The 22,453-nt window shown below is 60.2% G+C and carries 20 protein-coding genes; 12 read left to right on the top strand and 8 right to left on the bottom strand.

Going from position 1 to position 22,453, the window contains the following annotated elements; genetic code table 11:
* Positions 1 to 64: 64 nt before the first annotated feature.
* The 8 genes from hmpA to ptaA all read left to right on the top strand — a co-directional run bounded on the left by hmpA (position 65) and on the right by ptaA (position 8,820).
* Positions 65 to 1,246 carry an NO-inducible flavohemoprotein gene (hmpA, locus tag BLR69_RS16260; RefSeq protein ID WP_071496399.1) on the top strand — a complete coding sequence of 394 codons (1,182 nt, stop codon included), beginning with the start codon at positions 65 to 67 and terminating at the stop codon, positions 1,244 to 1,246.
* Between the two features lie 211 nt (positions 1,247 to 1,457).
* Positions 1,458 to 1,964 (top strand): disulfide bond formation protein B, encoded by a 507-nt coding sequence (locus BLR69_RS16255; RefSeq protein WP_071496400.1) that lies wholly within the window; start codon positions 1,458 to 1,460, stop codon positions 1,962 to 1,964.
* Positions 1,965 to 2,755: 791 nt separating this feature from the next.
* Positions 2,756 to 3,697: a ubiquinol oxidase subunit II gene (gene cyoA, locus BLR69_RS16245; protein ID WP_071496401.1), complete on the top strand. Its 942-nt coding sequence runs from the start codon at positions 2,756 to 2,758 to the stop codon at positions 3,695 to 3,697.
* Positions 3,698 to 3,700: 3 nt separating this feature from the next.
* The gene (gene cyoB / locus BLR69_RS16240) at positions 3,701 to 5,719 is read left to right on the top strand and encodes a cytochrome o ubiquinol oxidase subunit I (protein ID WP_071496402.1); all 2,019 of its coding nucleotides are present in this window, start codon (positions 3,701 to 3,703) and stop codon (positions 5,717 to 5,719) included.
* Between the two features lie 3 nt (positions 5,720 to 5,722).
* Positions 5,723 to 6,349 carry a cytochrome o ubiquinol oxidase subunit III gene (locus BLR69_RS16235; protein ID WP_058426759.1) on the top strand — a complete coding sequence of 209 codons (627 nt, stop codon included), beginning with the start codon at positions 5,723 to 5,725 and terminating at the stop codon, positions 6,347 to 6,349.
* Positions 6,349 to 6,690, top strand: a complete 342-nt coding sequence (gene cyoD / locus BLR69_RS16230; protein WP_016979640.1) for a cytochrome o ubiquinol oxidase subunit IV — start codon at positions 6,349 to 6,351, stop codon at positions 6,688 to 6,690. Before BLR69_RS16235 ends, cyoD begins: the two co-directional genes overlap by 1 nt.
* An 11-nt stretch (positions 6,691 to 6,701) precedes the next feature.
* Entirely contained in the window at positions 6,702 to 7,589 is an 888-nt protein-coding gene (gene cyoE / locus BLR69_RS16225; protein ID WP_003194050.1) for a heme o synthase, read from the top strand.
* A gap of 145 nt (positions 7,590 to 7,734) precedes the next feature.
* On the top strand, positions 7,735 to 8,820 hold the full coding sequence (gene ptaA, locus BLR69_RS16220; RefSeq protein WP_071496403.1) for a pyoverdine biosynthesis transaminase PtaA: 1,086 nt from the start codon (positions 7,735 to 7,737) through the stop codon (positions 8,818 to 8,820).
* Positions 8,821 to 9,120: 300 nt separating this feature from the next.
* Here the strand turns inward: ptaA and BLR69_RS16215 are convergent, their stop codons facing one another.
* Positions 9,121 to 9,840, bottom strand: coding sequence for a hypothetical protein (locus tag BLR69_RS16215; RefSeq protein ID WP_071496404.1), 720 nt, complete (start codon positions 9,838 to 9,840; stop codon positions 9,121 to 9,123).
* A gap of 144 nt (positions 9,841 to 9,984) precedes the next feature.
* Entirely contained in the window at positions 9,985 to 10,227 is a 243-nt protein-coding gene (locus tag BLR69_RS16210; protein ID WP_058423425.1) for a type II toxin-antitoxin system prevent-host-death family antitoxin, read from the bottom strand.
* Positions 10,228 to 10,457: 230 nt separating this feature from the next.
* Between BLR69_RS16210 and BLR69_RS16205 the strand changes: the two genes are divergently transcribed.
* Entirely contained in the window at positions 10,458 to 12,482 is a 2,025-nt protein-coding gene (locus BLR69_RS16205) for a c-type cytochrome (RefSeq protein WP_071496405.1), read from the top strand.
* Here BLR69_RS16205 and BLR69_RS16200 read toward each other — a convergent pair.
* Together BLR69_RS16200 and BLR69_RS16195 are read right to left on the bottom strand one after the other, a co-directional pair.
* On the bottom strand, positions 12,479 to 13,726 hold the full coding sequence (locus BLR69_RS16200) for a 2-aminoadipate transaminase (protein WP_071496406.1): 1,248 nt from the start codon (positions 13,724 to 13,726) through the stop codon (positions 12,479 to 12,481). The two genes, BLR69_RS16205 and BLR69_RS16200, sit on opposite strands and share 4 nt — an antisense overlap.
* A gap of 83 nt (positions 13,727 to 13,809) precedes the next feature.
* On the bottom strand, positions 13,810 to 14,709 hold the full coding sequence (locus tag BLR69_RS16195; RefSeq protein WP_071489208.1) for a LysR substrate-binding domain-containing protein: 900 nt from the start codon (positions 14,707 to 14,709) through the stop codon (positions 13,810 to 13,812).
* Positions 14,710 to 14,853: 144 nt separating this feature from the next.
* On the opposite strand from BLR69_RS16195, the gene BLR69_RS16190 reads away from it, so the two are divergent.
* Complete coding sequence (locus tag BLR69_RS16190) at positions 14,854 to 15,882, top strand: amino acid ABC transporter substrate-binding protein (RefSeq protein ID WP_058423421.1); 1,029 nt, start codon at positions 14,854 to 14,856, stop codon at positions 15,880 to 15,882.
* An 11-nt stretch (positions 15,883 to 15,893) separates the two neighbouring features.
* Here the strand turns inward: BLR69_RS16190 and BLR69_RS16185 are convergent, their stop codons facing one another.
* The 4 genes from BLR69_RS16185 to BLR69_RS16170 all read right to left on the bottom strand — a co-directional run bounded on the left by BLR69_RS16185 (position 15,894) and on the right by BLR69_RS16170 (position 20,171).
* On the bottom strand, positions 15,894 to 16,907 hold the full coding sequence (locus tag BLR69_RS16185; protein ID WP_071496407.1) for a diguanylate cyclase domain-containing protein: 1,014 nt from the start codon (positions 16,905 to 16,907) through the stop codon (positions 15,894 to 15,896).
* A gap of 137 nt (positions 16,908 to 17,044) precedes the next feature.
* A complete protein-coding gene (locus BLR69_RS16180; protein ID WP_071496408.1) occupies positions 17,045 to 18,937 on the bottom strand; it encodes an alkaline phosphatase D family protein in 1,893 nt (630 codons plus the stop codon).
* A gap of 112 nt (positions 18,938 to 19,049) precedes the next feature.
* Positions 19,050 to 19,253 (bottom strand): hypothetical protein, encoded by a 204-nt coding sequence (locus BLR69_RS16175; protein WP_071496409.1) that lies wholly within the window; start codon positions 19,251 to 19,253, stop codon positions 19,050 to 19,052.
* 129 nt (positions 19,254 to 19,382) lie between these two features.
* Entirely contained in the window at positions 19,383 to 20,171 is a 789-nt protein-coding gene (locus BLR69_RS16170) for an MlaA family lipoprotein (RefSeq protein WP_071496410.1), read from the bottom strand.
* 166 nt (positions 20,172 to 20,337) lie between these two features.
* Here BLR69_RS16170 and BLR69_RS16165 point away from each other — a divergent pair, with 166 nt between their 5' ends.
* Both BLR69_RS16165 and BLR69_RS16160 read left to right on the top strand, forming a co-directional pair.
* Entirely contained in the window at positions 20,338 to 21,048 is a 711-nt protein-coding gene (locus BLR69_RS16165; protein ID WP_071496411.1) for a response regulator, read from the top strand.
* Positions 21,045 to 22,364, top strand: coding sequence for an ATP-binding protein (locus tag BLR69_RS16160; RefSeq protein ID WP_071496412.1), 1,320 nt, complete (start codon positions 21,045 to 21,047; stop codon positions 22,362 to 22,364). The genes BLR69_RS16165 and BLR69_RS16160 overlap by 4 nt, the downstream gene beginning before the upstream one ends.
* Positions 22,365 to 22,453 lie beyond the last annotated feature (89 nt).

The following is a 22,453-nucleotide window of genomic DNA, read 5'->3' as shown; positions in this document are numbered from 1 at the left end:
TTTATTAGTTGGCACGAATACTGAGTAGGTAAAGGCAATCAGTAAAGAAGCCCAGGAGGCTCCCATGCTTAGTGCCCAAGACCGTGCCATCGTCAAATCCACCGTGCCCCTGCTGGAAAGCGGCGGTGAAGCGCTGATCACCCATTTCTACCGCATGATGCTGTCCGAGTACCCGGAGGTCCGCCCGCTGTTCAACCAGGCCCACCAGGCCAGTGGCGACCAGCCCCGTGCCTTGGCCAATGGCGTGTTGATGTATGCGCGACACATCGATCAGCTCGACCAGTTGGGCGACCTGGTAGCCAAGATCATCAACAAGCACGTGGCCCTGCAGATCCTGCCGGAGCATTACCCGATCGTCGGTGCCTGCCTGCTGCGGGCGATTTCCGAAGTGCTGGGCCGTGAGATTGCGACCCCTGAGGTCATGAGTGCCTGGGGCGCAGCCTACGGCCAACTGGCGGATATCCTGATCGGCGCTGAAGCGGTGATCTACGACGAGAAAGCCCAGGCGCCCGGTGGCTGGCGTGGGGCGCGGCCGTTTATCGTGGTCAAGCGCGTGGTGGAGAGTGACGAGATCATCTCCTTCTACTTCGCCCCGGTGGATAACGGCCCGATCCTGGCGGCCGCGCCGGGCCAGTACATCGGTATGAAGCTGGTGCTCGACGGTGAGGAAGTGCGCCGCAACTACTCCCTGTCGGCGTTGACCGATAGCGGAATGTACCGCATCAGCGTCAAGCGCGAAGCGGGTGGCCGGGTGTCCAACTATCTGCACGACCAGCTGCATGTCGGTGCGACCATCGACCTGTTCACCCCGTCGGGCGAGTTCACCCTGGCGGCCAGCGATAAACCGCTGGTGCTGATCAGCGGTGGGGTAGGGATCACGCCGACCCTGCCGATGCTCGAAGCCGCCCTGGCCACCGAGCGCCCGGTGCACTTCATCCACTGTGCACGTAACGGTGGCGTCCATGCGTTTCGTGACTGGGTGGACGCCCTGGCGGCGCAGCATCCGCAACTCAAGCGCTTCTACTGCTACACCGAAGACGATGGCGTAAGCCCGGCGGCGGACAAGGTGGGCTTGCTCAGCCAGGAACAACTGGCCGCCTGGCTGCCCGAGCAGCGTGACCTGGACGCTTACTTCCTCGGGCCTAAAGGCTTCATGGCCGCGATCAAGCGCCACCTCAAGGCCCTGGGCGTACCCGAGCAGCAAAGCCGCTATGAATTCTTTGGCCCGGCTGCGGCTCTGGAATAAGGCGGTCAAAGGTGTGGGAGGGGGCTTGCCCCCGATAGCGGTAGGTCGGTTGCACGTAAGCTGGCTGATGCACTGCTATCGGGGGCAAGCCCCCTCCCACATACAGCGGTCTATTTCTCTGGATTAATCCGCTGTTAACCCCCCTCTGTTTAAACGGTGGCCTGTGTGTAAACTTGCGGCCATTGGCACAACCAAACAAAGGGATACGGGGATGAGTGACGAATTGCGTTTAGGCAGGGAGCGGCGCTTTCTGGTGTTGCTGGGCATCATCTGCCTGGCGCTGATCGGCGGTGCGTTGTACATGCAGGTGGTACTCGGCGAGGCGCCATGCCCGCTGTGCATCCTGCAACGCTATGCCTTGCTGTTGATTGCGATCTTCGCGTTCATCGGCGCGGCCATGCGCAAAAAAGGTGCGATCACGCTATTCGAGGGCCTGGTGGTGCTCAGCGCCCTTGGCGGTGTCGCTGCCGCCGGTCATCACGTGTACACCCAGTTCTTCCCCCAGGTCAGCTGCGGCATCGATGTGCTGCAACCGATCGTCGATGACCTGCCGCTCGCCAAGGTATTCCCCCTGGGCTTCCAGGTCGATGGCTTCTGCAGCACACCGTACCCACCCGTCCTGGGGCTTTCCCTGGCGCAATGGGCATTGGTTGCCTTCGTGCTGACCGTGATTCTGGTGCCGCTGGGCATCTATCGCAATCGCCAGCGCAGAGCCTGAATCATTCACTCAAACGCCCCGGCGCTTCCTCAAGAAGGCCGGGGCGTTTTTGCGTGTGGGGATTTGTGAATGGAACGTGACGCCGGACAATTTTGGGTGCGCGCAGTGTGCGACATGTTGTCACACGGAAGCCGCCGCAGGACGTTTCTGACCCGCCGAACACCCGCTTAAATTTGCATAAAACCGCCAAGATGTGCTGTCAGTTCGGGGCGCAGGGAAGGCCGCGCACCTCGCGCCGCGCCAGGGATTCAGTGATGTCCGAATGCCTTGTTTTATGGGGGGTTGCATCGGTTTGGCAGCCCCTTACACGCGGTAAGGGGTGCGGCAGGCTGCCCTATAACACGGCAATTTTTGTGGTTTTTGTTGAGAATCGAACACGATAAGATCGCGAACCGTTGCAATAATGGTGAAGGATTATTGCTGTAATCGATAAAAATTATTTCTTTATAAGACATGGTTTATACATCGCTAGCTAACTACAATCGCCCGCACTGAATGTCCGGTGCTGTTCAATATTTGAGCACCGGAGCGGTCGAAGGGCAGATGGACGGCTCTGTGCGACCCCAAGGTTCCGACAGCCTTTCAACTATCCGCACCAAATGGAATTGGTCTGTAACAAGGCCTTTAACCACGAAATCGAATAAGAACTCACCGCAGGTCCGTGAAACGTCCCCTTATGACGTGATGGGCAGGCTCTTATTCAATCGAAGAGAAATGCCAACCCTTGGCAGGGTGAAGTGTTGGCGATCAAAACCCAACTGCATTGCGCAAGCTGCTTTAGAGGTCGTGAGATGAGTAAAAACAGGTACCCCCGATTACTAGGCTTTTTGCCGCTGCTTGGCATGATGTTAATGCTGGGAGGCTGCAAGTGGACCTTGATGGACCCGAAAGGACAGATCGGTCTGGATCAACGAAACCTGATCATCACCGCCACCCTGCTGATGCTGCTGGTCGTGGTCCCTGTGATCATCATGACCTTCGCCTTCGCCTGGAAATACCGCGCGTCGAACACCAGCGCGACCTACGCGCCGAAGTGGTCGCACTCCACCAAGATCGAAATCGCGGTGTGGTTGGTCCCGATCCTCATCATCATCGCCCTGGGTTACATCACCTATAAGTCGACCCACGAGCTGGACCCGTACCGTCCGCTGGAGTCCGACGTCAAGCCGATCAACATCGAAGTGGTCGCGCTGGACTGGAAGTGGCTGTTCATCTACCCGGACCTGGGTATCGCCACGGTCAACGAGATCAAGTTCCCCGAGAACACCCCGCTTAATTTCCGGATCACCTCCGACGCCGTGATGAACTCGTTCTTCATCCCAGCCCTGGGTGGCCAGATCTACGCGATGGCAGGCATGCAGACCCGCCTGCACCTGATCGCCAACGAAAAAGCTGAAATGGAAGGCATCTCCGCGAACTACAGCGGCGCTGGCTTCACCGGCATGAAATTCAAAGCGATCTCGACGAGCCAGGAAGATTTCAACGCCTGGGTAGCCGAAGTCAAGGCCGCACCTAAACAGCTTGATCAAGCTGAATACGATGCCCTGACCAAACCAAGCCAGAACAACCCAGTCGCCCTGTACTCCACGTATGAGCCGAACCTGTTTCAGAAAATCGTCGACAAGTACGAAGGTATGAAGCCAGGCAAGCCGGTCAAGCACGAGAAGAAAGAAGTGGCCGCGGTTGAAGGTTCTGACACGGGCTCGCATTCAACTGCTGGGGCAGAGGAGTAAACGATGTTTGGTAAATTAAGTTGGGATGCGGTCCCGTTCCACGAGCCGATCGTGATGGTGACCATCGCCATGATCGCGCTGGGTGGTCTGGCACTGTTTGCAGCAATCACTTATTTCAAGAAGTGGACCTACCTGTGGACCGAGTGGCTGACGTCGGTCGACCACAAGAAAATCGGCGTCATGTACGTCATCGTTGCCATGGTCATGCTGCTGCGTGGTTTTGCCGACGCCATCATGATGCGTACCCAGTTGGCCATGGCCACCGAGGGTTCGCCTGGCTACCTGCCACCTGAACACTATGACCAGATCTTCACCGCCCACGGTGTGATCATGATCATCTTCATGGCGATGCCATTCTTCACCGGCCTGATGAACCTTGCGTTGCCGCTGCAGATCGGTGCGCGTGACGTTGCCTACCCGTTCCTGAACTCCCTGAGCTTCTGGCTGCTGGTTTCTGGCGTGGTGCTGATCAACGTATCCCTGGGCGTCGGCGAATTCGCCAAGACCGGTTGGGTTGCGTATCCGCCATTGTCGGGTATCCAGTACAGCCCTGGCGTGGGTGTCGACTACTACATCTGGGCGCTACAGTTATCAGGGCTCGGGACGACATTGACGGGGGTCAACTTCCTGGCCACCGTCCTGAAAATGCGCGCCCCTGGCATGAAACTGATGGACATGCCGATCTTCACCTGGACCTGCACCTGGGCCAACGTCCTGATCGTGGCTTCGTTCCCGATCCTGGCCGCTACCATGGCGCTGCTGTCGCTTGACCGTTACCTGGATTTCCACATTTTCACCAACGAACTTGGTGGCAATCCAATGATGTACGTGAACCTGTTCTGGGCATGGGGTCACCCTGAGGTGTACATCCTGATCCTGCCAGCGTTCGGTATCTTCTCCGAAGTGATCTCGACCTTTACCGGCAAGCGCCTGTTCGGTCACCACTCGATGGTCTACGCATCGGGCGCGATCTCTGTACTGGGCTTCATGGTTTGGCTGCACCACTTCTTCACCATGGGTTCGGGTGCCAGCGTCAACGCCTTCTTCGGTCTGGCGACGATGCTGATTTCCATCCCGACGGGGGTGAAGCTATTCAACTGGCTGTTCACCATCTACCACGGCCGTCTGCGTATCACCAGCCAGGTTCTGTGGACCCTGGGCTTCATGGTGACCTTCGCCATCGGCGGCATGACCGGCGTACTGCTGGCCATCCCGGGTGCTGACTTCGTCCTGCACAACAGCCTGTTCGTGATCGCTCACTTCCACAACGTGATCATCGGTGGTGCTGTATTCGGTTACATCGCTGGTTTCAGCTTCTACTTCCCGAAAGCGTTCGGCTTCAAGCTGCACGAAGGTTGGGGCAAGGCTGCATTCTGGTTCTGGATCTCGGGCTTCTTCGTCGCGTTCATGCCGCTCTACGCGTTGGGCTTCATGGGCATGACCCGTCGTCTGAACGCCACTACCAACCCTGAGTGGGTGCCGTACCTGTACGTCGCCATGTTCGGTGCGGTGATGATCGCTGTGGGTATCGCCTGCCAGCTGATCCAGCTGTACGTGAGTATCCGTGACCGTAAGCAGAACGCTTGCGACTCCGGTGACCCATGGAATGGCCATACCCTGGAATGGTCGACTTCGTCGCCACCGCCGTTCTACAACTTCGCCGTGATCCCGACTGCGAACACCATTGATGCGTTCACCGAAGCCAAGGAAGACGGTACTGCGTACCAGCGTCCGAAGCACTATGAGCCGATCCACATGCCAAACAACACCGCCACTGGCGTGGTGATGGGCGCGCTGTTGACCGTGTTCGGTTTCGCGATGATCTGGCACATCTGGTGGCTGGCAATCGCGAGTCTGGTGGGCACCATCGGTTACTTCATCATTCACGCTGCCCGTGATGATCAAGGCTACATGGTGCCGGTCGAAACGATCGAGCGCATCGAAGCCGAGCAGCACGCTCGCCTGGTAGCCGAGAAGAAAATCCCGGCCAACCGTGTAGAAACCTCGTTGGAACAGGCTTAAACCATGTCGAACTTAGTGACCAATGCTGGACACGCCCATGTCGATGACCATGGGCACGATGACCATCACCACGACTCGGGGCCGATGACCGTTTTCGGTTTCTGGCTCTACCTGATGACCGACTGCATCTTGTTTGCGTCGATCTTCGCGGTGTACGCGGTACTGGTAAACAACGTAGCGGGTGGCCCGTCGGGCCACGACATCTTCGAACTGCCTTACGTGCTCGGCGAAACCGCCTTGCTGTTGTTCAGTTCGATCACCTACGGCTTCGCCATGTTGGCCTTCTACAAGGGCAACAAGAAAGGCGTACTGAGCTGGTTGGCCCTGACCTTCCTGTTCGGCCTGGGCTTCATCGGCATGGAGATCAACGAGTTCCACCTGCTGATCTCCGAAGGCTACGGCCCGCACCGTTCCGGCTTCCTGTCCGCGTTCTTCACGCTGGTAGGCACCCACGGTCTGCACGTCTCTGCCGGCCTGCTGTGGATGGCGGTGATGATGTATCAGGTCAATAAACACGGCCTGACCAACACCAACAAGACTCGCCTGACCTGCCTGAGCCTGTTCTGGCACTTCCTGGACGTGGTCTGGATCTGCGTCTTCACCGTTGTTTACCTGATGGGGACTCTGTAATGGCTAATGCACACTCCCATGACCATGACAGCCATGATGCAAGCCACGGCAGCGTCAAGTCGTACGCCATCGGCTTCATCCTGTCGGTAATCCTGACGCTCATCCCGTTCGGTCTGGTGATGTACCCGACCCTGCCGAAGTCGATCACCTTGATGATCGTGCTGGCATTCGCGGTGATTCAGGTTCTGGTTCACCTGGTGTACTTCCTGCACCTGGACCGTTCCAAGGAACAGCGCGATAACGTGGTTGCATTCGTGTTCGCAGGGATCGTAATCGTGCTGCTGGTTGGCCTGTCGATATGGATCATGTTCAGCATCCATACGTTCATGATGGCGAAGTGAGGTAAGACCCGATGTCGCTTAAGCACTTTATCCAAATCACCAAACCGGGGATCATTTTCGGTAACGTGCTTTCTGTGGCGGGCGGTTTCTTCCTGGCCTCCAAGGGACATGTCGATCTGGCCATCTTCCTGGCTGCAATGATCGGTACGTCCCTGGTGGTAGCTTCCGGATGTGTGTTCAACAACTGCATCGACCGTGACATCGATATCAAGATGGAGCGCACCAAGAATCGTGTGCTGGTCCAGGGCCTCATCTCCCTGAAACTGGCACTGATCTACGCGACCGTCCTGGGTGTTGCCGGTGTGGCGTTGTTGTACAAGGTGGCCAACCCGCTGGCGGCGCTGTTTGCCGTGATCGGTTTTGTCATCTACGTCGGCCTCTACAGCCTGTACCTCAAGCGCAAGTCGGTTCACGGCACGCTGGTGGGCAGTCTGTCGGGGGCGATGCCGCCGGTGATTGGTTATGTGGCTGTAACCAATAGCTTCGACATGGCCGCGCTGACGCTACTGGTGATGTTCAGCCTGTGGCAGATGCCGCATTCCTACGCCATCGCGATTTTCCGCTTCAATGACTACCTGGCTGCTTCGATTCCGGTCCTGCCGGTAAAACGTGGTATCCAGGTCGCCAAGAAACACATCCTGCTGTACATCCTGGCCTTCCTCGTGGCGACCTTGATGTTGACCTTCAGTGGCTACGCCGGCATGAGCTACCTCGCCGTCGCTGCCGCCATGGGCATGTACTGGTTATACATGGCCTGGACCGGCTACAAGGCGGTGGATGACACCGTCTGGGCGCGCAAGCTGTTCGTGTTCTCGATCTTCACCATCACCGCGCTGAGCGTGATGATGTCCCTGGATTTCCAAGTGCCGAAAGAGCTGTTGTTGACCTACGCTCACTGAGTGGTCCCGCAGTGAAAAAGCCCCGCCTTCGAGAGAAGCGCGGGGCTTTTTCTTGGGCGCGGGTTTAAATCCCCTGGAGTTTTTCTCGTCATACCCCTCAGTACGTGCTGTGCGAATCCATCACCCGCCTACAAGGAGTAGCCCTATGGTCAGCGTAAGTCGTCGGTCCCTTCTCGCCCTGGGCGCCGCCCTGCCTCTGCTGGGACGCCTCGATTGGGCGGTTGCCAGCCCGCCGCCGACCAAGCCTGACAAGGTGCTGCTCAACTACAACGAAAGCCCCTACGGGCCATCACGGGCTGCCCGCGACGCCATGCACAAGGGAATCGCAACGTCCGGGCGTTACCCCTACAAACACATGTACGCCCTGGCCGGGCTGTTTGCCCAGCAACAGGGCATTGCCGAAGAACAGGTGGCGGTATTTGCCGGCTCCATGGCTGCCCTGCGTTATGCCGTGCTGGCATTCACCAGCGAAACCCGTGGGCTGGTGATGCCCACACCATCCTACGAAGTGCCACGCCAGGCCGCTGAGTCGAACAGGGCCTCGGTGAAGGAAGTCAGCCTCAACGCCGACCACGCCCACGACATCCCGGCCATGCTCGCCGCCGATCCCCAGGCCGGCATGCTCTATCTGTGCAACCCCAACAACCCTACCGGTACTGTCACGCCCACTGATGCCATCCGCCAGGCCTTGGCAAACAAACCCAAAGGCAGCGTGCTGGTGGTGGACGAGGCCTATATCGACTTTGCCGATGTTCCCAGCGTGGTCAGTTGGGTCAAGGACCACGACGACCTGCTGGTGCTGCGCACCTTCTCGAAAATCTACGGCATGGCCGGCGCCCGCCTGGGCCTGGCGATCGGTCATCCGGCGCTGCTGGAGCGGCTGGCCGTGTTTGGCGGTGATAACGTGCCGGCAGGCAGCACGTTGCTGGGTGGCCTTGCCAGCCTGCAAGACGTGAAACTGCTGCCGCAACGCAAGGCACTGAATAGCCAACTGCGTGATGAAACTGTGGCTTGGTTGAAGGGGCGTGGTTTCATCTGCACCGCGTCACAGGCCAACTGCTTCATGATCGACGTGAAACAGCCGGCGGAGCAGGTGATCGAGAAGCTGGCGGCACACGGTGTGCTGATTGGCCGGGTGTTTAAAAGCTGGCCGCAGTGGGTACGGGTGACGGTGGGGGACAAGCAGGATATGGCGCGGTTTCGCGAGGTGTTTGCGCAGCAGGTCAGTTGACGCGACGCCGATCAAACGTGGGAGCGGTACCCAGTAGTGTTGCGGATTAAGGGGCATCCCTTTCAAGGTCTTTGAAAAACCGACCCTATCTGGCTGAGGACGAACACTGCAACTGTGGCGAGCGGGCTTGCCCCGCGTTGGGTTGCGAAGCGACCCTAGAAAGAGGAATGCGCTGAGTCAGGCATTCTTCGGCCGCGGGTTTCAGGGCTGCTTCGCAGCCCAACGCGGGACAAGCCTGCTCGCCACAGGGTACTTATCGCCTGTTCTACCTAAAGACCTTGAAAGGGCTGGGATCAAGGGTTACTGCTGCGCGATGCTGTACCCATCAAACGCCGTCTGCTGCTGCAACGCAGTAATCACACTCTTGCGGCTCAAAGGCTGCTCGGCACCGGCGTTATCCACAAAGCTCTCGACTTCCAGCTCCGCTTCATCACCTTCACCCACAAAGCTGAAGCCCAGGAACTCGAACGCCTCACGGTCGACGTTCAACTTCGAGCGCGGCGTGCGCAGCGGCAGGGTGACGCTGATGCCATCCTTGCTGATCACGAACACTTCGGCTTCTTTCTTCGGGCGGGATGCCTTGCTCTTGCCGGCGCTCGGGTTGCTGATGGCCTGGTGGCTCTGGTTCAGCACTTTCAGCGCCAGGCCGTAGACCAGTTCCTGGAACTCGGGATCGTCCTTGAAGCTGGACAGGATGCGGCTGATAGAGAATTGGCTGCTGAGGTTTTCCAGGGCAGCGTTGTCAGCGGCCTCGGCGTCCTTGAGCTGCTTGAGTTGGCCCATCAGGTCGTAGGCCTTGTCGTCGTCGAAGGCATCGTGGGCCTGACGGATGGCCACGCGCAGTTCGCGGATCTGGTCGCTTTCCTTGGAGGTGTGGAAAGCGTCCAGCACCATCTCGCTGATGATCTTGGCGGCGGGCAGATGCTGTGAAAGATTGATGGCGTTTTCGTATTCGGCTTTGGCGTGCAAGGCGACGACGGATTCTTCGGCGGCGGAGTGTTCGGTGTAAGAATCGGACATTGAAATTTCACTACTTCAGTAAACGAGGACAAAAAAGCGTCGGGCATTTTCAGGGGGGAGGGAGGTCAGGTCAAGGTGGGTTCCTGCGGGTAAACTCATTCAGTAGTCGCCTCTGCCCTCAGGGGAAGCGAGTATTTTCATTCTTCAATCAACTACTTTGGCTTTGCGGGCCCGCAGGCTGTTGGCTGAGCTGATGAGGCGTTTGGCATTTTCTGGCGAGCGCAGCAGATAGCCTGTCTCTTCAAGCGCGTTGAACTCTGACAACGAAATCATCACCACAGGCTCGCCTTTTTTCCGGGTTACCAGCAGTGGGATGCGATCTTCGTTGACCCGATCCATCGTTTCGGAAAGATGGGCGCGGGCGTTGGCGTAGGTGACGGTCTCCATGGTGGTCTCCTCGTTCGATGGCTGAAACCTACAGAATTGTGCACGGGGCTTCAAAGGGCAACTTATCAACGGTCAAGTACCTGTCGTTGCCATCGATTTCGCCCTGACCCATATCAACATCCTTCGCCCGCATATCCGTTACAACACAGAGGCCTGATGAACCCATAAAAACGACTACACACCTGCGCCCAGGGGACCGCCCCACGCCAGGTTGTTAAAGGACTAATACGATGGCGCTTTCCCTCTCCCGCCTGGCCTTGCTGGGGGCGACGCTCTGCTTGTCTCTTCCCCTGCACGCCAACACCCCGGACACGCCTCTGATCGAACACGGCAAATACGTCGCGCAATTGGGTGACTGCATTGCCTGCCACACCGCCAAGCAAGGCAAGGTCATGGCCGGCGGCCTGGAGTTGAGCACGCCGATGGGCACGATCTTTTCGAGCAACATCACGCCGGACCGCGAGACGGGCATTGGCGGCTACACCTTCGAGCAGTTCGACCGCGTCATGCGCGAAGGCGTAACGCCGACGGGCATGAACCTGTACCCGGCGATGCCGTATCCGTCCTACGCCAAGATGAGCGAAACCGACATGCGCGCCCTGTACGCCTACCTGATGCAAGGCGTCGAGCCGGTGCAGCAGGCCAATCTTGAGGCGGACATGGGCTTTCCGTTCAACCAGCGCTGGGGCCTGGCGCTGTGGAATTTCGCCTTTCTCGATAAACAGCCCTTCCAGGCCGATCCGGCGCGAGATGAGCCGCTCAACCGTGGCGCCTACCTGGTCCAGGGCCTGGGCCATTGTGGCTCCTGCCATACCCCACGGGGCATCGCCTTTCAGGAAAAAGCCATGAGCGACGCGGGGCGCAGCGGCCAGCACTACCTGGCCGGTGAAACAGTCGAGCATTGGCGCGCCTTGAGCCTGCGCAACCTGTGGACGGTGCAAGACACTGTGCAACTGCTCAAGACCGGGCAGAACCGCTTTGCTACGGTCTCCGGCAACATGGCTGATGTGATTCACCACAGCACCCAGCACTTCAGTGACGACGACCTGACGGCCATCGCCCGTTACCTGAAGTCCCTGCCGCCCGGCAAGGACGACCTGCCCATGCCGGCTGTGGCCGTGGCGCCCGCCGCGCCCCCGGCGGACTTGTTCACCAGCCGCGGTGGCCTGGGTTACATGCAGTTCTGCAGCGACTGCCACCGCAGCGACGGCGCGGGCGTGAAAGGCCTGTTCCCGCCCCTGGCCGGCAACCCGAGCATCGCGTCCAGCAACCCGACTTCACTGCTGCACATCACGCTCACCGGCTGGGAAACTGCACAAACGGCGACCCATCCACGGGTCTACACCATGCCGGGTTTCGCCCGTTTGAAAGATCAGGAAATCGCCGAAATCCTGACGTTCGTGCGCACCCGTTGGGGCAACGAAGGCACGCCGATAAGCGCTGCCCAAGTGAAAAAACTGCGTGACCAACTCAACCCGGCCACCACCGATTCTTCGGCGTTTGAAACTCCGCGCCTGGCCGATCTGCTCACTGCTCCGAATGCCGACCAGGTCGTTCGCGGCATGCGCCTGCACCTGCAAACCAAAGCGCTGCTGCCCGATAACGTCGGTAATTCGCTCAACTGCACCAGTTGCCACCTCAACGCCGGCACGGTGGCGGATGGTTCGCCGTTCGTGGGCGTCTCGGCGTTTTTCCCCAGCTACGCGCCGCGTGCGGGCAAGGTGGTGACCCTGGAAGAACGCATCAACGGCTGCTTCCGCCGCTCGATGAACGGCAAACCACTGCCGCCGCAATCGGCGGATATGCAGGCGATGGTCGCGTACTTCGACTGGATGAAAAACAACACCCGCCCTGAAGACAAAGTCGCCGGGCGCGGTGTGGGCAAGGTCGATCCGGCGATCAAGCCGGACCTGGCCAATGGCGAGCAGGTCTACGCCAAACAGTGCGCGGTGTGCCATGGCGACAATGGTCAGGGCCTGGCACGCGCTGATGGCGAGCTGATCTACCCGCCATTATGGGGTGATCAATCGTTCAATATCGGCGCCGGCATGGCGCGCACCTACACGGCGGCAGCGTTCGTCAAACGCAACATGCCGATCGGCTTCCACGAGAAATTCCCGCTGGGGCAGGGCGGTTTGTCAGACCAGGAAGCGGTGGATGTTGCGGCGTATTTCTCGGGGCAACCGCGCCCGGACTTCCCCGACAAGGTCAAGGACTGGCCGAACGGCGGCAGACCCGTGGATGCGCGTTACTAGTCCAACTGCTTGAGGCAGGCCTCGAGGATATCCAGGCCTTCCTCCAGCACCGCAGGCTCGATGGTCAGCGGCGCGAGCAAACGGATGATGTGCCGCGACTTGCCGCTGGGCATCAGCAACAACCCGGCGTCCCGCGCCAGGCTCAATAGCTGGGCGAGCTGTTGTGGTGCAGGTGTGCCGTCTGCGTTGGTCAACTCGATGCCGCGCATGGCACCGACACCGGTCAGGCGGCCCAGGTATGGCAAGCCTTGCGCGCGCCAGCTTTCATAGCGGCTGACGATGGCGTGTTGCTGCTGTGCGCCCCAGGTCTCCAGGTGTTCGTCGGTCATCGCGTCCAGCGTGGCCAATGCCGCCGCACACGCGATGGGGTTGCCGGAATAGGTCCCGCCCAAACCGCCTTTGGGCAGGTTGTCCATCAGCGTTTTGCGCCCGACAACGGCGCCCAGCGGCACTCCACCGGCGATGCTTTTGCCGAGCAGGATCAAGTCCGGTTCGATGCCCAGGCGCGAGAACGCGAAGCGCTGCCCGGTACGGCCAAAGCCCGACTGGATTTCATCGGCAATCAGCAGGATGTTGTGTTCATCGCAAAAGCGTCGCAGCGCCTGGGCAAATTCGCGATCCAGTGCGAGAAACCCGCCTTCGCCCTGCACCGGCTCGATGATGAAACAGGCCACATCGTTGACGTCGATTTCCACGCTGAACAGGCGCTCCATGGCCTTCAGCGCTTCGGCGCAGGTCACGCCATTGTCGGCACTCGGGTAGGGCAGGTGATACACCGGTCCCGGCAGCACTCCGACCTTGTGTTTGTAGGGCGCTACCTTGCCGTTGAGGTTGAGCGTGGCCAGGGTGCGGCCGTGGAAGGCGCCGTCGAAGGCGATCACTGCCGTGCGGCCAGTGGCGCCGCGTACGATCTTCAGGGCGTTTTCCGCGGCTTCCGCACCGCTGTTGGTGAGCATGCCGCTGACCGGGTAGGTCACCGGGATGAATGCGGTCAGCCGCGCCATCAGTTCGATGTAGGGTGTGTGCGGGGCGGCGTTGAACGCGTAGTGCGTCAACCGGGTGGCTTGGTCACGAATCGCCTCGACCACGCCCGGGTGGCAATGACCGAGGTTGAGCACACCGATGCCGCCGACAAAATCGATGTAGCGTTTGCCCGTGGTGTCCCAGACTTCGGCGTTCTTACCGTGGCTGAGGCTGATGGGGTGAACGATGGAAATCGACTGGCTGATGGTTTCGTGGCTCATGAATCGCAGACTCGGCAGTGACGGGCGTCTTTTTATCTAAGCCGGGCGCCCACCCTTGTCGCAAACGAAATAAAGTCGCCGGGTCATGACTGAAAATCGCGATGTGCGCCTACATAGTCGACCATCCAGCTCAGGAAAGCCTTCACCTTGGGAATCTCGCCGGCATGTTCGGCATGGGCGATAAAGTGCGCGCCGCTGCTGGGCATCGCATAGTCCCAGGGGATCATCAGGCTGCCCTGGGCCAGCTCCTCGGCCACCAGATACTGCGGCACCAACGCGACGCCATAACCCGACTGTGCCGCGCGAATGCACATGTAGAACGTGTCGAAGCGCGGCCCGTGATAGCTGTTCTGCGAGTGCAGGCCCTGCTCCAGGAACCACTCATGCCAGGCCTCCGGGCGTGAGGTGCATTGCAGCAGGGTGTGGCGCGACGAAGCATCGCTGCCCTCGGCGACAAAACCCGGCGCACACACCGGCACCACCGCCTCACGGAAAAGCTCGATGCAGGTCGCTCCCGGCCATGAACCCTGGCCGAAGAAAAACGCGATATCCGCCTTGGCCTGCAACACATCGAACGGCTCCAGCTCGTTGCGTACATCCAGGTGAATGTTCGGATGTTTCGCTGCAAAATCCTTGAGCTTGGGCACCAGCCAACGGTCGCCGAAGGTCGGCTGGGTGGCGATGCGCAGCACTTCGGTCTCGCCGCCGTAGGTGAGGATGTAGCGGCTGGAGATGTCCACCTGTGTGAGGATCTTGTGCACTTCGGCCAGGTACAGCGACCCGGCCGGTGACAGGTACAAACGCTGGCGCACCCGGTCGAACAAGTTGTGGCAGAGCATCTCCTCCAACTGCGCCACTTGTTTGCTCACTGCACTCTGGGTCAGGTGCAGCTCCTCGGCGGCGCGGGTGAAGCTCAAGTGGCGGGCGGCCGCTTCGAAGCATTGCAGGGCGGTCATCGAAGGGGTCAAGCGTTTTGAAATCATGCACTTCATTCCAAATCGGAAGGAGCCTTTGCCTAAAGGTCGTTTGTGGCAGCGGTGCGAAGCCGTAGATACTGCCCGGCAGCACTATAAACCGGCGCGGGCTGTGGGGCGTCGAATAATAAGGAATGACAGGGAGCGCCTTGCATGAACCCATTCAAAACCACCTTGGCCGTGATCGGCACCACCGCTGCATTGGGCCTGGCGAGCAGCGCCTATGCGGGCGTAACCCTGGACGCTATCCAGAAAAAAGGCTTCATCCAGTGTGGCGTCAGCGACGGGCTGCCGGGTTTCGGCGTGCCGGACAGCACGGGCAAGATGACCGGCATCGATGTGGACGTGTGCCACGCAGTGGCGGCGGCGGTGTTCGGCGATGCATCGAAAGTGAAGTTCACCCAGTTGACCGCCAAGGAACGCTTCACCGCGCTGCAATCCGGTGAAATCGACCTGATCTCGCGCAACACCACCTGGACCAGCTCCCGCGATTCGGGCATGGGCCTGGTGTTCACCGGCGTGACCTACTACGACGGCATCGGCTTTCTGGTGAACAACAAACTGGGCGTTACCGGCGCCAAGCAACTGGACGGCGCGACCGTGTGTATCCAGGCCGGCACCACCACCGAGCTGAACGTCTCGGATTACTTCCGCACCCACGGCATGAAGTACACGCCGATCACCTTCGACACCGCCGACGAAAGCGCCAAGGGCCTGGAAGCCGGGCGTTGCGACGTGCTGACCACCGACCAGTCGGGCCTGTATGCCCAGCGTATCAAGATGGCCCACCCGGACGAGTTCGTGGTGCTGCCGGAAGTGATCTCCAAGGAACCGTTGGGGCCGTTGGTGCGTAAGGGCGACGACGAGTGGTTCAGCATCGTCAAGTGGACCTTGTTCGCCATGCTCAATGCCGAGGAAATGGGCATCACCTCGCAGAACGTCGAAGAGCAAGCCAAGACCACCAAAAACCCGGATGTCGCGCGGTTGCTGGGGGCGGATGGCGAATACGGCAAGGACCTCAAGCTGCGCAAGGATTGGGTGGTGCAGATCGTCAAGCAGGTCGGCAACTACGGTGAGGTGTTCGAGCGCAATATCGGCCAGGGCAGCGTGCTGAAGATCAAGCGCGGGCTCAACGCGCTGTGGAACAACGGCGGCATCCAGTACGCGCCGCCGGTTCGGTAACACGGGGGCTGTTATTCAGATACCCCATCCTTCCCCGCCGCCTTGGCGCGATACAACGCCTGGTCGGCACGCGCTATCAGGGCGGCGGGGGACTCATCCCGTTCGCGCTCGGCCACGCCCAGGCTCAAGGTGACGGTGAAGTCGTGGCTGTGCGAGCTGTCGCTCAATTGCTGGCGGATGCTCTTTGCCAGTGCCTTCGCGCTGTCCAGCGAGGTCTTGGGCAGGACCAGCACAAACTCGTCGCCGCCCCATCGGGCCAACAGATCACCTGGGCGAATACAGCGTTGCAGGCATTCCACCACCTGCACCAGCGTCTGATCGCCCACGCCATGACCAAAACGGTCATTGATCGGCTTGAAGTCATCGATATCCATTGCGATCAACACCAGCGGCAGGCGAAAGCGCTGGGCGCGGTCGCATTCTTCCAGCAACACTTTCTCCAGGCGGTAGCGGTTGGCGACCAGGGTCAGGGCATCCCGTTCGGCCAACGAGCGGTTTTCATCCAGCTGTAGCTGCAACTGCTGGTTGACCCGCGACAATTCGCGTGTGCGCTCGGCCACCAGTACCTCAAGGGATTGGTTGCGTTGCTCCAACTGCTCGACGGAGCATTTTCGCAGATGAATGTCGCGGTGGGCGCCCACCATCCGTGCGACCGAGCCGTCGGCGTTACGCGCAATCACGTAGCCACGGTCTTCGATCCAGAGGTAGCTGCCATCTTTTTTGCGACAGCGGTATTCGGCTTGGTAGTGAGGGGCGCGACGGTGGATGTAGTCGTCAAACAGCGTCATCACCCGGGGGTAGTCGTCCGGGTGAATCACGTTTTCCCAGGTGAATACACTGTTCTCCAGCGCATGGCGGGGATAACCGAGCATTTCGTACCAGCCTGGGTTGCGGTAGACGAACCCGGTGTTGGCGTTCCAGTCCCAGATCCCGTCGCTGACCAATTCGAGAACGGTGTGCAGCATGTCGGCGTTGAAGTGAGAAAAGTCCTGTTTCAACGGATTGTTGTCGGAGGTATCGCCCATCTGCGCGTTCCTTGCGTGGGCAGGCCTGCAAAGCCTGCCGTTGTTGACGCCGATACTCCGTGGCTGGCGCTACTGTACAACGGGGCCGGGGCGCTTTGAATAGGGCAGATGTACGGCGAAAGGTTGATGGCTAATGGCTATTGGTCAGGTGCAGTCATTTCCGTCCGCACCCGCCCATCCGCGTTGTGCTGGTAGATCGCTTCAGGCTGGCCCTGCTCGTTGAAAAACACCTGGCCAATCCCCGCTGAATTCCATAACCGCTCGCCCGCTTCGGCGTGCTCGGGAATATGCGGTACCACCTGCATGCTGCGACGGCGCGTGAACCCGTTGAGGGGCGAGCGGGGGGAGTAAAGCCAACGGTTGAGGCGGTCGAACCATTCCAGCAGGCGTGGGGGGAACTCGTTCTTGATGCCGCTGCTGGTGATCTGCCAGATCCTTGGGCCGGCGTTGCGATGGCGGATCAGCACTTCGTAGACGAACGAATAGTGAACGTCACCCGAGAGGATCACGTAGTTACCCGGCGTGCGCGAGTGGCGGAAGATGTTGAGGATCACCTGGGCAGCGCCACGATGGGCCATCCAGTTTTCCGCATCCACCAGCAACGGGTGGCCGCACCAGCTGAAAATCTTCTGGACCGTTTCGATCAACTTCACGCCAAAGATGGGGGCGGGGGACACGATGATGGCCGAGGGATGGTCCAGCAGTTCCTGTTGCAGTTCACTCAAGGCCTCCCAGTCCAGCAGGCCAGACGGTTGCTTGAGGGTGAACTCGCTGCGCCAACGGCGGGTGCGGGTATCGAGTACCACCAGGGCCGGGGTGGTGGGTAGCACGTAGTGCCATTGCTGGAACTTGAGCAGCGCGTCGATCAATTCATCCTGGGCGGCGGCATCCAGGTGATTGGCCTGTGGCTGGCAGGTAAGCGCCTGGGTTTGGCTGACCAGCTTGCTGAACGCATCCGGCTGATTGCCCCAGCCCTGGCACAGCAGGTAGGCCAGCAAAGCGTTGCCGATGATGCGTTTAGAGAACGGGTGGCCGTAGGCGGTGGCTTCCCATTGGGCGCTGAGGTTCCAATCGTCGGTGATGTCGTGGTCGTCAAAGATCATCAAGGTGGACAGGTGGGCAAACACCCGGGCGACACCTGGCAGGCCCTCGCGGAATCGGTCGAGCTGCACCTGTTCGCGGGCGTAGCGCTGCAGTTCTTCTGTGCTCAGTTGCGGCGCTTCAGGCGCGATCAGTTTCCAGGGCGTCGGCGACCATACCAGCAAGTACATCGCAATGACTTCAGCGAAGGTGACCAGGTGATTGTCGGCAGTGCTGCTGGTAAAAATCGGCTTTTTCACACCGCCAAAGAAGCGTTCACGCAGGGTTTCGTTGCTGTCCAGTGCGGGCAGCAGGTCGGCACGATGGTAGTAACTGGCGCGATGTCCGTAGAGGCTTGCGCTGTCGTCGACCACGGCGCCCTCCAGGTATTCATCGAACAGGCCCAGGCGTGTGATCAATGCATGTATTGCGCGTAACATCGGCCCGGCCACATCGTCGGCGTACACCTGGTCACCGCTCATCATCAGCAGGGCCGGGCGGTCGGCGGGAGTGGTGGCGTTGGCCAGCAGGCGATCGACACACAGCAGGCCTTCATCGGCGCTGTGGTGGGGTTTGCGGCATGAGCCATGCACCAACTGATGGATACGGCTGTGCAAAACGAAGCTCGGGTATTGGGTGTTGGCGTACAGCAGGTGTGGCGCCCACTCGGCGATGCCGGTGTTGTCGAACAACACGTCGTAACTGATTGTTGTGTCCTGGGGCAGGGCCTCGTCCAGCGGCACATCGATCAAGTGGATAAAAGCATGATGCCCCACCGGCACGACCTGGCAATGATCAAGGTTGATCTCCAGGGTTTGGGCGGGTAGATGCAACTGCAGGGTCAGTTCCAGGGCTCGACTTCCCACCAGCCACAACACCAGGCGCCGGGGTTCGAGGCGGCGCAGCAGTGGGCCGGCCAATACGGCGGGCAGTGTGTCGAGGTGCGGCATGCAGGTAATGGTTCCATGCTGGGTTTAACCGGCAAGGTTAGCCCAGTGAATGTCATGGTTTTGTTAAACAAGAGTACGAAGGGCCGTGCACTGCCCTTCGTATTAAAGCGGGTTAGAGCAACCTGCCTTGACCCAGAGTGTCTATCCCACCTCCGCTTTTGCGACGGTCGCTGGCTGCCGTGCTCTCAGGATCGGCGGCGCTCAGTGGCGAGTGTGTGACGTCAATGCTGCGCTTCTTGCGCTGGGGCTCTGCATCATCCTGCTGCAGTGGTAGGTATTGAAAACTGCCCAGTGTTTGATCGATCACGCTTGGCATGGATGTTTCCTTCTATTGAGTAGAGGATTACTTCGCCTGTTGCAGCGAAGTGAGGCCAAACTTATAGAGGGCGAACCGAGTCAGCTATAAACGCGCTGCCGCAAGATATGACACGAGCGGCGAATGCTTTCAGAGGTCATCCGAGGCGCTGTTGGCGCAACCGTCCAGCCCGGGAGATGTCGCGCCTTCCCGGCCCTCGCGCACAAAGGCTGCCCGATTTTCCGCCACCACATTGCGCAACGCGCTGTAGTAATCCGGCAGTTTCTGCAGGCTGTCGGTGAGCGGCAACAATGACGCACGGGTATCGACGGTGCCGCCCACCAGGCTGATAGTGCCCAGGGTTTGCACGGTATCACTGTCGCCCAGTGGCGAAACCAGGAAGCCCAAGACCTTGCCCGCCGCATCCCGGCTATTGCTGGTGCCCAGCAACGGCAGTTCGACAATCGGCCCATTGCCGATCCCCCACACACCGAATGTCTGGCCGAAGTCGGCTGTATGACGCGGGATGCCCAGGCGGTCCGACACATCGAACAGCCCCACCACGCCCACCGTCGTGTTCACGGCGAAACGCCCCAGGGTATTGACCGACCGTCTCGGGTTGCCTTGCAGCAGGTCGTTGATGAATACCTGCGGCTCGCTGAAGTTGCTCGCGAAGTTATGCACACCCTGCTGGAAAAAATCCGGCAGGTAACGGTAACCACGTGCAACGGGTGCCAGGGCGTAGTTATCCACAACACGGTTGAACGCAAACACGCCACGGTTGACGGACTCGGCCGGGTCATACACCGGGTAATCCACCTGCGCGCAGCGGGCAGTCGGCGCCACCGGGGCTGGGCTTGCGCAGCCCGTCAGGTAAGACACGGTCAGCAACAGCACTGCCTGGCGGGCCAGATGCTGGGGGTAGGTCAGCGAGCGCATGGGCACAGTCTCCGCAAAAAAGGGAGGCCGATCCTGGCAGTGCGACCTTGCGCAAAGATGTCTGGTTTATTGCGCCGTTGACGCTTTATTGCACGATTGAAATATATGACGTACCGCACCGAATGGTTTTAGATAGCGCCTCGACCCCACCCAGTGAAGACCATCGGTGAGCAACTTGTTGATTGTGGACGATGACCTTGAAGTCCTCGCCCTGCTGAAGAAATTTTTCCTGCAACACGGCTACGGGGTCGAGACGGCTGCCAGTGGCGCCGAGTTGTGGGCGGCCATGGAGCACCGGCCGGCTGACCTGATCATCCTCGACCTGATGCTGCCCGGTGACAACGGCCTGCTGCTGTGCCAGTGCCTGCGCCAGCAATACGCGACGCCGGTGATCATGCTCACTGCCATGGGCGAACTCAGCGACCGCGTGGTAGGCCTGGAAATGGGCGCCGACGATTACTTGAGCAAACCTTTCGATGCCCGTGAATTGCTGGCCAGGGTGCGTGCGGTCTTGCGTCGGGCGGGTGAAACGCGACCGCCGATGGGGGAGGTCGCACGCCCATTGATCCGCTTTGCCGGCTGGCAACTGGATCTCACGCGCCGCGAATTACGGTCGCCCGACCAGGTGATGATCCCGTTGTCGTCCGGCGAGTTCGACCTGCTGCTGGTGTTCGCCGAACACCCCCAGCGCGTGCTCACCCGCGAACAGTTGTTGAACCTGGCGCGGGGCCACAGCCATGACGCTTTTGACCGCAGCATCGACGTGCAAGTGAGCCGCCTGCGCCGCAAGCTGGAATTCGATACCAAACGCCCGGCGATGATCCGCACGGTACGCAACGGCGGTTACCAATTCACCGCCAGCGTGACCCGCTCATGAGTCGCCGCCCACGCGACACCGTGGCCCGCTGGATCGCCCTGACGGTGCTGATCGCGATGTTCACTGCGCTGGCATTCAACGCGTTGTTCGTGCAGTTGGCCGGCGTATGGGCACGGCCGCCCATAACCGAGACCGGTCTGCTGGAAAAGATCGCCGTGGTCGTGCGTGTGGTCGAAGCGTCGGAGCCGGCGCAACGACCGCGCCTGGCAGAGATCATGGGCGATGACTCGTTCAGTGTGAGGTGGTCGGCACAGCGAACAGCCTTTGATTTGCCCGTGCTGGAGGACCCGGATTTCCATTCGGGAGAACAGGCCTTCGAGCACTTGCTCGACGGTCCGATCCGGCCCATGGAAGCCTATGAACCGTCCGACTGGCCCGGTGGCAACGGCCACTACATGCTGCTGATGCAACTGGCCGATCGGTCCTGGTTGATGTTCACCGCGCGGGCCCGCAGCTGGGGCCTGGACGAGGGCGCACGCAGTGTGATCGTGGTGTTGCTGGTGCTGATATCCACCGTACTGGTCACCCTGGTGGCCACTCGGCGCCTGGCGCGGCCGCTGCAGGACTTTGCCCAGGGCGTGCGGCGCTTTGGTGCGGACTTTCGTGCACCGCCCATCGAGCCGGTGGGGCCCCATGAAATCCGCCAGGCGATCCTTGCGTTCAACAGCATGCAGGCGCAGTTACGCCACTTCATCCAGGACCGCACGCAAATGCTCGCGGCCATCTCCCACGACCTGCGTGCGCCGCTGACGCGCCTGCGCCTGCGCGGGGAATTCATCGAAGACGCCGACCAGCAGCAACGGCTGTTTCGCGATGTCGATGAAATGCAGGCCATGATCAACACCGCTTTGGAGTTCTTTCGTGACGACGCCCGCCTCGAACAGGCCACCCAATTGGACCTGGCGGAGTTGCTGCAAACCCTGATCGACGACTACCGCGACCAGGCGATCGACATCGCCTTTCACGGCCCACCACGCCTGGTGTATTTCGGCAGGCCCCTGGGGCTCAAGCGGGTGATGACCAACCTCGTGGACAACGCGATCCACTATGGCGTCGCGCCGGAGATCGAGTTGCAGCACACACAGGACGAGGTGGTGATTCGCGTGCTGGATCGCGGCCCGGGCATTGCGGCTGAACATCGGGAGGAGGTGTTCCTGCCGTTCTATCGCCTGGAGGGCTCACGCAATAAAAGCACGGGCGGTGTCGGCTTGGGGCTCTCCACCGCCCGGGCGATTGTGCTGGAACACGGCGGCACCCTGACCCTGACCGAACGCCACGGCGGAGGGCTGGAAGCGGTAGCGGTTCTGCCGGTTTAAAGCGGACCTTGTAGTGAGCGGGCTTGCCCCGCGCTGGGCTGCGAAGCAGCCCTCAAACCAACCAACTCGGTGTATCTGGAAGTTCACGG

It is taken from the genome of Pseudomonas azotoformans (assembly GCF_900103345.1).
Taxonomy (GTDB): domain Bacteria; phylum Pseudomonadota; class Gammaproteobacteria; order Pseudomonadales; family Pseudomonadaceae; genus Aquipseudomonas; species Aquipseudomonas azotoformans.
Note: the sequence above shows the minus strand (reverse complement) of the source record. Positions and strands in the feature narration are given on the sequence as shown.

What these genes read in the sequence shown, in the direction of transcription:
- BLR69_RS16205 (WP_071496405.1), top strand. Translation starts at nt 10,458, where the DNA reads ATGGCGCTTTCCCTCTCCCGCCTGGCCTTGCTGGGGGCGACGCTCTGC.
- BLR69_RS16200 (WP_071496406.1), bottom strand. Translation starts at nt 13,726, where the DNA reads ATGAGCCACGAAACCATCAGCCAGTCGATTTCCATCGTTCACCCCATC.
- cyoD (WP_016979640.1), top strand. Translation starts at nt 6,349, where the DNA reads ATGGCTAATGCACACTCCCATGACCATGACAGCCATGATGCAAGCCAC.
- BLR69_RS16160 (WP_071496412.1), top strand. Translation starts at nt 21,045, where the DNA reads ATGAGTCGCCGCCCACGCGACACCGTGGCCCGCTGGATCGCCCTGACG.
- ptaA (WP_071496403.1), top strand. Translation starts at nt 7,735, where the DNA reads ATGGTCAGCGTAAGTCGTCGGTCCCTTCTCGCCCTGGGCGCCGCCCTG.
- BLR69_RS16210 (WP_058423425.1), bottom strand. Translation starts at nt 10,227, where the DNA reads ATGGAGACCGTCACCTACGCCAACGCCCGCGCCCATCTTTCCGAAACG.
- BLR69_RS16235 (WP_058426759.1), top strand. Translation starts at nt 5,723, where the DNA reads ATGTCGAACTTAGTGACCAATGCTGGACACGCCCATGTCGATGACCAT.
- cyoE (WP_003194050.1), top strand. Translation starts at nt 6,702, where the DNA reads ATGTCGCTTAAGCACTTTATCCAAATCACCAAACCGGGGATCATTTTC.
- BLR69_RS16215 (WP_071496404.1), bottom strand. Translation starts at nt 9,840, where the DNA reads ATGTCCGATTCTTACACCGAACACTCCGCCGCCGAAGAATCCGTCGTC.
- BLR69_RS16190 (WP_058423421.1), top strand. Translation starts at nt 14,854, where the DNA reads ATGAACCCATTCAAAACCACCTTGGCCGTGATCGGCACCACCGCTGCA.
- BLR69_RS16170 (WP_071496410.1), bottom strand. Translation starts at nt 20,171, where the DNA reads ATGCGCTCGCTGACCTACCCCCAGCATCTGGCCCGCCAGGCAGTGCTG.
- BLR69_RS16175 (WP_071496409.1), bottom strand. Translation starts at nt 19,253, where the DNA reads ATGCCAAGCGTGATCGATCAAACACTGGGCAGTTTTCAATACCTACCA.
- hmpA (WP_071496399.1), top strand. Translation starts at nt 65, where the DNA reads ATGCTTAGTGCCCAAGACCGTGCCATCGTCAAATCCACCGTGCCCCTG.
- BLR69_RS16255 (WP_071496400.1), top strand. Translation starts at nt 1,458, where the DNA reads ATGAGTGACGAATTGCGTTTAGGCAGGGAGCGGCGCTTTCTGGTGTTG.
- BLR69_RS16185 (WP_071496407.1), bottom strand. Translation starts at nt 16,907, where the DNA reads ATGGGCGATACCTCCGACAACAATCCGTTGAAACAGGACTTTTCTCAC.
- BLR69_RS16180 (WP_071496408.1), bottom strand. Translation starts at nt 18,937, where the DNA reads ATGCCGCACCTCGACACACTGCCCGCCGTATTGGCCGGCCCACTGCTG.
- cyoB (WP_071496402.1), top strand. Translation starts at nt 3,701, where the DNA reads ATGTTTGGTAAATTAAGTTGGGATGCGGTCCCGTTCCACGAGCCGATC.
- cyoA (WP_071496401.1), top strand. Translation starts at nt 2,756, where the DNA reads ATGAGTAAAAACAGGTACCCCCGATTACTAGGCTTTTTGCCGCTGCTT.
- BLR69_RS16195 (WP_071489208.1), bottom strand. Translation starts at nt 14,709, where the DNA reads ATGATTTCAAAACGCTTGACCCCTTCGATGACCGCCCTGCAATGCTTC.